General features: G+C 69.9%; 9 protein-coding genes. 4 read left to right on the top strand and 5 right to left on the bottom strand.

Features of this window, described 5'->3' with window-relative positions:
- Window positions 1–188, bottom strand: a 188-nt coding sequence (locus FV560_RS19215; RefSeq protein WP_159623458.1) for a hypothetical protein, incomplete at its 3' end; no start/stop codon positions are given.
- Between the two features lie 442 nt (window positions 189–630).
- Complete coding sequence (gene dacB, locus FV560_RS19210) at window positions 631–2,178, bottom strand: D-alanyl-D-alanine carboxypeptidase/D-alanyl-D-alanine endopeptidase (protein ID WP_159623456.1); 1,548 nt, start codon at window positions 2,176–2,178, stop codon at window positions 631–633.
- 130 nt (window positions 2,179–2,308) lie between these two features.
- Between dacB and FV560_RS19205 the strand changes: the two genes are divergently transcribed.
- Entirely contained in the window at window positions 2,309–2,824 is a 516-nt protein-coding gene (locus tag FV560_RS19205; RefSeq protein ID WP_089774354.1) for an inorganic diphosphatase, read from the top strand.
- A 6-nt stretch (window positions 2,825–2,830) separates the two neighbouring features.
- Here FV560_RS19205 and FV560_RS19200 read toward each other — a convergent pair whose 3' ends face one another.
- A complete protein-coding gene (locus tag FV560_RS19200) occupies window positions 2,831–4,237 on the bottom strand; it encodes a C40 family peptidase (RefSeq protein ID WP_159623454.1) in 1,407 nt (468 codons plus the stop codon).
- A gap of 381 nt (window positions 4,238–4,618) precedes the next feature.
- Here FV560_RS19200 and FV560_RS19195 point away from each other — a divergent pair, with 381 nt between their 5' ends.
- Together FV560_RS19195 and metX are read left to right on the top strand one after the other, a co-directional pair.
- The gene (locus tag FV560_RS19195; RefSeq protein ID WP_159623452.1) at window positions 4,619–5,965 is read left to right on the top strand and encodes a bifunctional o-acetylhomoserine/o-acetylserine sulfhydrylase; all 1,347 of its coding nucleotides are present in this window, start codon (window positions 4,619–4,621) and stop codon (window positions 5,963–5,965) included.
- Between the two features lie 44 nt (window positions 5,966–6,009).
- On the top strand, window positions 6,010–7,242 hold the full coding sequence (gene metX / locus FV560_RS19190; RefSeq protein ID WP_476748644.1) for a homoserine O-acetyltransferase MetX: 1,233 nt from the start codon (window positions 6,010–6,012) through the stop codon (window positions 7,240–7,242).
- Here metX and FV560_RS19185 read toward each other — a convergent pair.
- The gene (locus tag FV560_RS19185) at window positions 7,229–8,227 is read right to left on the bottom strand and encodes a Gfo/Idh/MocA family protein (RefSeq protein ID WP_159623450.1); all 999 of its coding nucleotides are present in this window, start codon (window positions 8,225–8,227) and stop codon (window positions 7,229–7,231) included. The two genes, metX and FV560_RS19185, sit on opposite strands and share 14 nt — an antisense overlap.
- A 19-nt stretch (window positions 8,228–8,246) precedes the next feature.
- Here FV560_RS19185 and FV560_RS19180 point away from each other — a divergent pair, with 19 nt between their 5' ends.
- A complete protein-coding gene (locus FV560_RS19180) occupies window positions 8,247–8,942 on the top strand; it encodes a maleylpyruvate isomerase N-terminal domain-containing protein (protein WP_159623448.1) in 696 nt (231 codons plus the stop codon).
- On the opposite strand, the gene FV560_RS19175 is transcribed toward FV560_RS19180, so the two are convergent.
- Window positions 8,928–11,231, bottom strand: coding sequence for a beta-xylosidase/alpha-l-arabinosidase (locus FV560_RS19175; RefSeq protein ID WP_159623446.1), 2,304 nt, complete (start codon window positions 11,229–11,231; stop codon window positions 8,928–8,930). The two genes, FV560_RS19180 and FV560_RS19175, sit on opposite strands and share 15 nt — an antisense overlap.
- Between the last annotated feature and the right edge of the window lie 72 nt (window positions 11,232–11,303).

The following is an 11,303-nucleotide window of genomic DNA, read 5'->3' as shown; positions in this document are numbered from 1 at the left end:
GGGTCGAACACGCCGTTCCCGGCCGCCGGGTCATCGGGGTCGATCGCGGCCTGACACACCCACGCCACCACCAGCTCAGCCCGTTCGACCTCCACCGCCCGAGCGGCCACCCCATTGGCCCGCACAGCAGCCAACAACCCCCGCCCGGCCGGAACCGAGAACGAGTCGCGAGCAGCTGTCGAGGTCATGAAAACACCCTCCCACCCACCACCGACATCGCCCCGTTCGCCCAGGTCAGGGGCCACACCCACGCCAGTATCCGGTTCGCCCGCACAGCACCCAACAGCCCCGTCCCGGCCGGAACCGAGAACCGAACACCCGCACCTGTCGACGCCATGAACCGAGCCTCCCACCCACCACCGACATTGAACCTGTGAGCGGGTCCGTGGCAGGCCGAACCACCGACCGGAACACCTGGTGATCCCTCACGCACCGGGTGGTCACCCACGCGCTCGGCATCCGAGCGAGCGGCGCCCTGGTTCGGAAGCGTGGAGCAACTGTTCAGGAGCGTGGAGCAGCCGATGAGTGCGGGCTCCTGACTCTTCAGCCGTGGGCAGGCCGATCTCGCCAATTCAACGCGGAACTGCCGATCCGCAACACAAGCCTGTCGACAGCAGCCACGCCCGACACTCAGCTACACCCACACTCCGCCACCGAGGAGATCCACTCGTCCACGGCAATCCGCGCCAAGTAAGCAGAGCCGCGATCGAAATCGTTGGCCAGCACGGTGAAGGCGAGCAGACGCCCGTCCTCCGTGGTGACCATCCCAGTAAGCGCCACGACCTGCGGCAGGGTTCCCGTCTTGGCTCGCACCACGCCCGTCGCCGCAGTGTCGGTCAGCCTGCTGTTCAGAGTTCCCTCGAGTCCGGCCACGGGCACGGCCGCGAGCAACGATGTCAACTCCGGATGGGATCCATCGGCGGCCAATCGCACGGCATCGGTGAGCAGCCGCGGCGTCACGACACTCTCGGAACTCAACCCGGAGGTGTCCGACAGCGAGTTTCCCGATGTGTCCAGCCCGAGATCTGCCAGCACTGCGAGCACGGCCTCCCCCGCGCCGGCGAAACTCGACTCATGCCCGGTCGCCACCGCCGTCATGCGCCCCAGCGCCTCGGAGAGCACGTTCTCGGACTGCTGCAACGTGAACGCCACCAGGTCGCGCAACGGCGCGGACTCCACGGCACCGAGTTCACTCGCCCCGTCCGGTGCGGCCGCCCGCTGCACATCCCCGCGCACACTGATGCCCTCGCCCGCGAGAGCATCAGCGAAGGCCTCCGCCGCGTCCAACGCCGCATCCGAGGACCGCACCGATGTGCCGTCCCGCCGTCCGATGTCCACGGCGATCGGCGCCATCGGCATCGCCCAGCCACCCGAGAGATCCACCGGACCCCACCGCGGCGCCAGTTCCGGCCCGGTGAACAGCGTGTCGTCCAAGGTCACCTGCACCTCGGTGCGCCCCTGGGCGGCGAGCTCGGTGGCCACCTCCGCCGCCAGGTCCCCCAGGCCCGCATGCCCGACGACGGAGCTCGGGTCTCCCTCCTCCGCCGCCAGGGTGAGATCTCCCCCGGCGACCAGGGTGACGACGTCGCCACCGTCGCCGTTCCCGCCGTCGACCACCGAGGTGACGAACCGGTGCTGGTCGCCGTAGCTGGCCAGCACTGCCAGTCCGGTCAGGAGCTTCAGACTCGAGGCCGGCACGTACGACTCAGCGGCACGCGCGCCGTAGAGATCCTCACCCGTGAGGACGTCGGTGACCAGCACGCCCGGCGCCGGTCCAACCGCACCGCTGGAGACCAGCGATGAAGCGAGCGCAGCGAGTTCCTCAGTGCTGGGCACGGGCGCCTCCCCCGACATGGAGGGGACACGGTCCGGCGCCGCTGTCAGTTCTGCCACGGCAACCTCGGGGAAGGGCTCAGCGTCGGGCCATGGGGGCGTCCGGGTCAGCACGCCGGGAACCACGTCGTTGGCGTCCAGGGTCGCGTAGCCCCCCAGCAGGAGGACGAGCAGTGCAGCGAGCACGGTCATCCGGCGGCGCCGGTAGAGGCGGCGGCGCGCCGCTGCCCGAGCGGCCTCGCGCGCACCCGGGGACGCCGCCCGGGACGAGGGGCGGCGGCGTGGCGCGGGCGGGCGACCGGACGCCGTCGTGCGAACTGGTCGCGGCGAGCCCTGCTGGGACACTGTCCCTCCCTCCGGCGACGTCGATCTTCCCTCGTGACAAGCGTGGTTCTCACCCCGCGTCGTGTCCACGAAGGGCGCCAGCGTAGGCCACACTAGAGGTAGCACACCCAGCGAGCGGAAGAGACAGGCCGTGGAATTCGACGTCACCATCGAGATCCCCAAGGGGCAGCGGAACAAGTACGAGGTGGACCACGAGACCGGGCGCATCCGGCTCGACCGGATGCTCTTCACCTCCACCCGCTATCCGGACGACTATGGCTACATCGACGGCACGCTCGGCGAAGACGGCGACCCGCTGGACGCCTTGGTGCTACTGGAGGAGCCGACCTTTCCGGGCTGCCTGATCCGGTGCCGCGCACTGGGCATGTTCCGCATGCGCGACGAAGCGGGCGGTGACGACAAGGTGCTGTGCGTGCCCGTCGGGGACCAGCGCGCGAGCTGGCGCAGCGACATCGACGACGTCTCCGAGTTCCACCGGCTGGAGATCCAGCACTTCTTCGAGGTCTACAAGGACCTCGAGCCCGGCAAGTCCGTCGAGGGGGCCCACTGGGTCGGCCGTGAGGCCGCAGAAGAGGAGATCCGTAACTCCTTCACCCGCGCCGAGGAGACCGGGTACACCCACCCGCAGCCGCACATCGGACACTGACGCGACTCAGGGCCGCCCGGCCATCGGGAGCACATTCGCCCACCACATCGAGGTGTATTGCACGCCGGTGGAGGGGTTGCCGGCGTGCACCCGCATCCCGTTGCCAGCGTAGATGGCCACGTGGTAGACGCCGCTGGCCTGGTTGTTGCTGGAATAGAAGATCAGGTCGCCCGGGCGGATCTGGTCGATCGGCACATTCGCGGTCGCCCGGTACTGAGCCTGAGACGTACGCGGCAGTGTGATCCCAACGGACCGATAGGCCGCCTGCGTCAGGGAGGAGCAGTCCCAGGCATCAGGCCCGTTCGCGCCAAGCAGGTACCGGTCGCCGACCTGCGTCATCGCCCAGTTCACCGCACCCTGGCCGGCGCTGGCGGGCGTGGATGGTGGATCGGGCTGAGGCTCCGGTTCTGGCTCCGGCTCGGGCTCGGGCTCCGGCTCGGGCTGCGGTTCGGGACTGGGTTCCGGTTCCGGGCTGGGTTCCGGCTCGGGCTCTGGCTGCGGTTCGGGACTGGGTCGAGGGTCCGGACTGGGAGCAGGATCCGGCGAAGCGCTCTGATCGGACTCAGACCGACCTGAGTCAGACTGGCCCGAACCGGACTCGTCCTGATCGTCCTCACGCTCTGTGGCGGGTGCGCCGATCGCTGCGGCCGCTGCGGCGTTCTCCCGTTCACGGCGCTCGGCGTCGAGCGCATCTTGGCGCTCCGCCTCGAGTTCGGACGTGGTGTTGCGCAGCGCCGCAAGCTCGGCGATGAGCGAGTCTCGCTCCGCCTCGTTGTCGGCCACGACGTTCTCAGCCGTCAGTGCTGCCGCGTCGGCCTCCCGGGATGCCTCCTCGAGGTCGGCTGCTGCCGCTTCGGCATCGGCGAGCGCCTGATCCGCTCGAGCCTGCATGACATCGGCGACCCGCTCGGCGGCATCGAGCCGCTGATAGGCGTCGTCCGCGTCCCCACCGAGCATCCGGAAGGTCGTGGCGCTCTCGATCGCATCGTCGAGTCCGTCGGCAGAGAGGAAGATGCCGATCTGCTGCAGCTCTCCACCGTTGCGATAGGCGGCGTTCGCGATCCGGGCGACATCCCGGCTGGCCGCGGCTACGTCGTCATCGGCCTGGGCCGCTGCATCGGCTGCGGCATCAGCGTCCGCGCGAGCCTGGTCGCGCTCGACGGCGGCCTGGTTGTACTTCTCAGCCGCGATCGCCGCCGCCATCTGCGACTCGTCGCGGGCCGCGGCGTTCTCGGCCAGGCGCACTTCCAGCGCCGCGATCTGGGCGGCCGTGTCGTCGGCAGCATCCTGCACATCCTCGATGTCCTCGACGCTCGGCACATCGGCCGAGGCAGGGGAGGCCAACAGGCCGAGGGAGAGCGCGACAGCACCCAGCGCGGCGGCGGCTGGTCGCCAGGCCTTCTGTACTCGCACCAACGTCTCCTCGATCAGGGATAGTCACCAGCCACGAAACGCCGACGAACCGACACCCACTCGGCGTGTCGTGTTGACGCTGCTGCCGTGACCGCTCCCCAAGGTAGTCGATGTAGCACCGAATGTGAACACCAGGCGCAATAGTCACAGTAGTCACATCTGCCACAGTCATCGATCATCACGCCCTGTGCTCACACCGGAAGAATCCGCGATGTGAGACGTTGCCGTCAGCCAGATGAGATCACTGCCGCCGGACCGTACTGTGACGACATGGACCGCCGAGCGCCGCGCTGACGCGCACGCTCAGCCCGATCACGCTGGGTTCGAGGGCTTGGAGATGTCGAGCCCGCTCATCCCGGCCCCCGATGAAGGAGACCCGCGATGACCGCCAACTGGCACTTCGAGACCCGTCAGATCCACGCTGGGCAGACAGCCGACTCCGATCACGGGGCACGCGCCGTCCCGATCTACCAGTCCACCTCGTTCGTGTTCGAGAACACCGATCAGGCGGCTAACCGGTTCGCCCTGGCCGAGCTCGGCCCGATCTACACCCGGCTCAACAACCCGACCACGGCCGTGGTCGAGGACCGGATCGCCTCCCTCGAAGGTGGCGTCGGCGCCCTGCTGGTCGCCTCCGGCCAGGCAGCCGAGACGCTCGCCATCCTCAACGTGGCCGAGGCCGGCGACCACGTCGTCGCCAGTTCGTCCCTGTACGGCGGCACCTACAACCTGCTCCACTACACGCTGCCGAAGCTGGGAATCACAGTGAGCTTCGTCAACGATCCGGACAACCCGGACGCGTGGCGCGCTGCTGCGCAGGAGAACACCAAGGTGTTCTTCGGCGAGACCATCCCCAACCCCAAGGGTGACGTGCTCGACATCGCCGCCGTGGCCGCCGTCGCGCACGAGGTCGGTGTGCCCCTCATCGTCGACAACACCGTGGCGACCCCCTACCTGGTGCGCCCGTTCGAGCACGGAGCGGACGTCGTCGTGCACTCGGCCACGAAGTACCTCGGCGGTCACGGCACTTCGATCGGCGGCGTCATCGTGGACGCCGGATCGTTCAACTACGCCGACAACCCGGAGAAGTTCCCCAACTACAACACCCCGGACCCGAGCTACCACGGCCTCGTCTACGCCCGCGATCTGGGCGAGGGTGGCGCATTCGGGGTCAACATGTCCTTCATTCTGAAGGCGCGCGTGCAGTTGCTGCGCGACCTCGGACCGGCGATCTCACCGTTCAACGCCTTCCTGTTGCTCCAGGGCATCGAGACGCTCTCGCTGCGGATGGACCGGCACGTGGGCAGCGCCCAGAAGGTGGCCGAGTTCCTCGAGGCGCGCGCCGACGTGCTGTCGGTGAACTACGCCGGACTCGCGTCCAGCCCGTACTACGCCCTCGCCCAGAAGTACGCACCGAAGGGCCCCGGTGCGGTGCTCGCCTTCGAGATCGAGGGTGGCCTCGAGGCGGGAAAGGCGTTCGTGGATGCACTCGAACTGCACTCGCTGGTGGCCAATATCGGTGACGTGCGCTCGCTGGTGATCCACCCGGCCTCCACCACACACAGCCAGTTGACGGCGGACGAACAGTCCGCGAGCGCCGTCACCCCCGGTCTGGTGCGCTTGTCGGTGGGACTGGAGCACCTCGACGACATCCTGGCCGACCTCGAGCGCGGGTTCGAGGCGGCTGCCGCGGTGCGTTCCGGTGCCGCGGCGACTGCGAGCGCCTGAGCCACTGCGCGCGTGTGAACCGCAGAGCAATTACCGTGGACCCCGTGACCATCGAGAAGGGCGAGCAGAGCGCCCGGGAGCAGAACGCACCCGAGCGCGCTGTGCCCGGCGCGCCCGCTCGGCGCTCCCCCGGGCGTCGTCGCGCCCCGCAGACGCCCATCCCCGCGTCCGGGGCATGGCGTGATGGCGATCCGGCCGGGGAACGTCAGTTCGCCGATCTGGGTCCACTGCACCTGGAAGCCGGTGGGCGCCTGCCGCACGTGCGTCTCGCGTACCAGACCTGGGGCGAGCTGAACGCCGCCGGGGACAACGCGATCCTGGTGCTGCACGCACTCACCGGAGATGCGCACGTCACCGGTGAGACGGGTCCGGGGCACCGCTCTCCGGGCTGGTGGTCGTCCACGGTGGGCCCCGGGAAGACGATCGACACCGATCGCTTCTTCGTGGTGGCACCCAATGTGCTCGGCGGGTGCCAGGGCAGCACCGGCCCGGCCTCCGACGCCCCGAACGGCACCCCGTGGGGCAGCAGGTTCCCGTACGTGACGGTGCGGGACCAGGTCGCGGCCGAGGTCGAGTTGGCCGACCGGCTCGGAATCGGCCGATGGAAGCTGGTGATCGGCGCCTCGATGGGTGGCCACCGGGTGCTCGAATGGGGCCTGATCGCGCCCGAGCGGGTGGCGGCGCTGGCGGCGATCGCCACCTGTGCGCAGACCTCGGCCGACCAGATCGCCTGGGCTCACGCCCAGATCGGTGCGATCCGGGCTGATCCGCGCTACCGCGGCGGGGACTACTACGACGCCGCCGACGGGGACGGACCGCACACGGGCCTGGGCATCGCGCGGCAGATCGCGCACACCACCTACCGCAGTGCGGAGGAGTTGGACGAACGCTTCGGCCGGCTGCCACAGGGCGGGGAGAACCCGCTGGGTGGTGGCGGACGGTTCGCGGTCCAGTCCTACCTCGACCACCACGCGGACAAGCTGGCGCGTCGATTCGATGCGAACAGCTACGTGGTGCTGACCGAGTCGATGCTCACCCACGACATCGGACGTGACCGTGGCGGCGTGGAAGCAGCCCTGGCCACGCTCGACATGCCCACGCTCGCGCTGGCGGTGCGTTCGGACCGGCTGTTCCCGCCCTCGCAGTCAGAACGGATCGCCCGCGGAGCGCCCCGCGGGTTCTACCGCGAACTGGACTCCCCCTTCGGCCACGACGGCTTCCTCATCGAGGACGACCAGCTCACACCGATCCTGTCCGAGCTGCTCACCGCTCGGTGAACTGCACCCCGAGCTGGTCGGCCGCTTCCTGCAACACCGCCTGCACGGCGAGCGTGTCCGCGAGCGGCATCACCTCGCTCTCGGTCCTCCCCTCGGCGAGACAACGTCCCACCTCGATGAACTCCTCGGCGTAGCCGGCTCCCGACGGCGGCAGCTGCTCGTGCAACGGATCCTCACCCTGGCGGTGCAGCACCAGCGAGACGGGGTGGTGGAACCGGGGCGGGATGTCGATCCAGCCGTGGGTGCCGTAGATGCGAGCCTGCCCCGGCAGCGGGAGGTGGAAGGACGTCTGCAGCGTGGCGCTGCGACCGTCGTCGTAGCCGAGCAGGATTCCTGCCTCGCCGTCCACCCCGGTCTGCAGCACCGACCCGGTCGCGACCACGCGGTCCGGGGTGCCCATGATGTGCTGGGCGAAGGAGACGACGTACACGCCCAGGTCCAGCAGGGTGCCACCGCCGAGCTCGAGTGCGAACATCCGGTCGTCAGGGTCGAACTCCCGCCGCACCCCGAGGTCGGCCTGGACGGCACGGACCTCGCCGATCACGCCGTCGGCGATCAGGCTCTTCGCGGCCCGGACCGCGGGTTGGAAGCGGGTCCACATCGCCTCCATCGCGAACACCTGGTGATGGCGGGCTGACTCGACAACCCGGCGGGCGCCGTCGAGGGTGGCGGTGAAGGACTTCTCCACCAGCACCGCCTTCCCGGCCTCGATGGCAGCGATGGCCTGGCTCGCATGGTCAGTGTGCGGGGTGGCGATGTAGACGGCATCCACCTCGGGATCGGAAAGCAGCGCGTCATAGCCGGTGTGTGCACGCACCTCGTGGCCCGAGCGCTGCGCATGCGTGGCCGCGAACGCCTCGGCCCGCTCGGCCGAGCGCGAGCCCACCGCCACCAGGGCACCTGCCCGCACGTGCTCGAAGTCGGCCGCCACCTTCTCGGCGATCCGGCCCGGGCCGAGGAATCCCCATCGCGTCTGTGCATCCATGTCTGAGACGCTATCGCCCATGGTGACGTTGACGCGATACTGCGACGAGCTGCGCGACCAGTGGGATCTCCTGCGCGAGCGCCTGGACGACCTCGGCAGTGACGTGCTCGCCACCCCGAGTTCCCTGCCCGGCTGGACCGTCGGGGACCTGATCGCACACCTGGGCCGTGCGCTGGACGCCATCACCGCCTGCGAACCGGACCCGTCCGCGGAGCCGATGGGCGTGGCCGACTACCTCTCCTCCTATGCCGCCGATGCCGATCGGATCGACCGCGTCACCCGGGAGATGGCCCAGCAGATCGCCGACGATCCGCTCGGCGGGCTCGACGCGGTGGCCGAGCGGGCCTTCGCCCATCTCGGCACGCTCGCCCAGCAGGGCGATGTGGTGGTCCGGGGGCGCCGCGGAGCCATCAGACTCTCCGACTTCGTCCTCACCCGGCTGATCGAACTGGTGGTGCACGGATACGACCTGGCACCGGCACTGGCCGCCCCGGCACCGGTGGATGCCGGGGCACGCCAGCTGGTGGCGCAGGCGTTCGCGCAGGTGGTCGCCGATCGCACCGGCGTCACGGTGCTGGTGGACGACGCCGCCGTGTGGATCCGGGTGGCCGCCGGGCGGGGCACCTGGGACGAGGTGACCACAAGTCAGGCCCTGCGCCCCGAGTTCCTCAGCGACGGCCTGACCGACCTGCGCGACCTCCTACCGATACTCTGAGCGGACGGTCGAGAACAGTTCCCGGTCGTGACCGACCGTGCGGACCTCGCCGACCATGTCGAGCGCGAGGACGGCGCGGACGTCCCCTGCCGAACGCGCCAGCCGCAGTTCCATCCGCCCCGGCTCGACGATCCGCTGCAGGTTGCGACCGGTGAACGCAGTGACGTCGGCGGGCACCTCGAAGGTCACGGTCGCACACTGCCCCGGGTCGAGGTCGAGCCGGGCGAACCCGACCAGGCGCACCACGGGCCGAGTGACCTGGGCCACCGGGTCGTGCAGGTAGAGCTGCACCACCTCGGTGCCGGCTCGGTGGCCGGTGTTGCGCACCTGCATCGTGACCGTCGCGGTGCCTGCGACGTCCCACACCGGGTCCGCCACCTGCACCTGCGTCCACTCGAAGGTGGTGTAGGTCAGGCCGTGCCCGAACCAGTACGCGGGTGTGGTGTCGATGGTGGTGACCGAGCTGGGGCGTCCCAGTGGCGGAGCCAGGTAGGTGCCGGGCCCACTGCCGGGCTCGGCTGGGATGCTCAGCGGCAGGCGCCCCGAGGGGGACGTCTCGCCGGTGAGGATCTCCGCGAGCGCTTGCCCGCCGCGCTGCCCGGGGAAGAACCCCCAGACGACGGCACTCGCCCGCTCGGCCAGCTCGCCCAGGGCATAGGGCCGGCCACTGAGCACCACCACGACGACGGGGGTTCCGGTGGCGAGTAGCGCCTCCAGCAGCTCCTGCTGCTTTCCCGGAAGGCGCAGGTCGGCCGCGTCGCACCCCTCACCGGAAGTTCCACGACCGAAGAGCCCGGACCGGTCGCCGACGACGGCGACACACACGTCGGCGTCCCGGGCGGAAGCGACGGCTGCCTCGATCCCGCTGACGTCCGGATCGGTGACGTCGACGCCGCGGGCGTGCTCGACCTGGGCACGGGTCCGCAACTCGGCCAGCACGGTGGGGATGTCGATACCCATCCCGTGCTCAGGGTGGCGGACGCCGACATGGGCCGGGAAGGAGTAGCAGCCGAGCATGGCGTAGGGGTCGTCGGCCAGGGGCCCCACGACGGCCAGCCGGCGCTTCGGTGGTAAGGGGAGGACGCCGTCGTTGGCAACGAGCACCAGGGCCTCGCGGGCCAGGCGGAGCGCGAGTTGCCGGCCCTCGGCGTCGTCGAGGACCACCGGGCCGGCGGGTTCGGGTTCGTAACCCACGTCGAGCAGGCCGAGTTCGACCTTCTGTGCGAGCACCCGGCGCAAGGCACGATCGACCAGGGTCTCGGAGATCTCCCCGGAGCGGACCGCCGCCACCAACTCCGGATAGGCATCGGCGGAGGGTAGCTCGACATCGACACCCGCCTCGAGCGCCAGCACGGCGGCAGCGGCGGCATCACCGGCCACGCCGTGCAGAGTCTGCAGGAACCGCACGCCGAAGTAGTCGGCCACCACGGTGCCGTCGAATCCCCACTCCCCGCGCAGCAGATCGGTCAGGAGACGCGGATCCGCGGCGGTGGGGACGCCGTCGATCTCGGTGTAGGAGTGCATCACCGAGCGGGCGCCGGCGCGCAGCGCCGCCTCGAACGGGGGCAGGATCACGTCGGCCAGTTCCCGCGGACCCATCGACACGGGTGCGAGGTTGCGGCCGGCGCGGGAGGCGGAGTAGCCCGGGAAGTGTTTGAGAGTGGCGATGACGCCAGCCGACTCCAGTCCGCGGACGTACGCAGCACCGACGGCGCTGACGAGGTAGGGGTCCTCGGAGATGGTCTCCTCGACGCGACCCCATCGGTAGTCGCGGGTGACGTCGACCACCGGGGCGAGCCCCTGGTGCACCCCGGCCGCCCGCATGGTGGCACCGATCCGGGCCGCCATCTGCGTGACCAGCTCGGGATCGAAGGTCGCCCCCCAGCTCGGTGGTACCGGGTACGCGGTGGCCTTCCAGGCGGCGAACCCAGCCAGGCACTCCTCGTGCACGAGTGCCGGGATGCCCTGGCGTTGGGCAGCCATGATCTCCCGCTGCGAGGCGGCCAGGCCGCGTGCACCGGCGTCGGGATCGACCGGGGTGGTGCCGAAGGGCCGCGTGAGCTGGCCGAGGCCGTGCTGGATCGCCCGCTCCCAGGAGACCGGCTCGGTGGCCATCTCTGACTGCTGCGGAGCGACGTCACCGGTCTCCGGATTGGCCCCGACCCACAGGCCGACGAGTTGGGCCACCTTCTCCTCGAGCGTGAGCGCCTCGAGCAGTGCCTGGACACGCTCAGTGATCGGGAGGGCGGTGTCTTGCCAGTGGGCGTCGGGGGCGGCGTGCTGCGCCATCGGACTCCTTCGATGTGTGTCGGACGATGCTGATGGTCGGTCAGTGGGGTCAAGAAGTCATGCAGGTGATCT

Origin of the sequence: Ruania rhizosphaerae, from assembly GCF_009805705.1 — a bacterium.
In the GTDB taxonomy this organism is placed as follows: Bacteria; Actinomycetota; Actinomycetes; order Actinomycetales; family Beutenbergiaceae; genus Ruania; species Ruania rhizosphaerae.
This window is presented reverse-complemented; position numbering and strand designations above follow the sequence as displayed.

Bases quoted from the DNA above. Each gene is read 5' to 3' on its own strand.
- FV560_RS19195 (WP_159623452.1), top strand. From the start codon at position 4,619: ATGACCGCCAACTGGCACTTCGAGACCCGTCAGATCCACGCTGGGCAG.
- FV560_RS19180 (WP_159623448.1), top strand. From the start codon at position 8,247: ATGGTGACGTTGACGCGATACTGCGACGAGCTGCGCGACCAGTGGGAT.
- FV560_RS19185 (WP_159623450.1), bottom strand. From the start codon at position 8,227: ATGGATGCACAGACGCGATGGGGATTCCTCGGCCCGGGCCGGATCGCC.
- FV560_RS19175 (WP_159623446.1), bottom strand. From the start codon at position 11,231: ATGGCGCAGCACGCCGCCCCCGACGCCCACTGGCAAGACACCGCCCTC.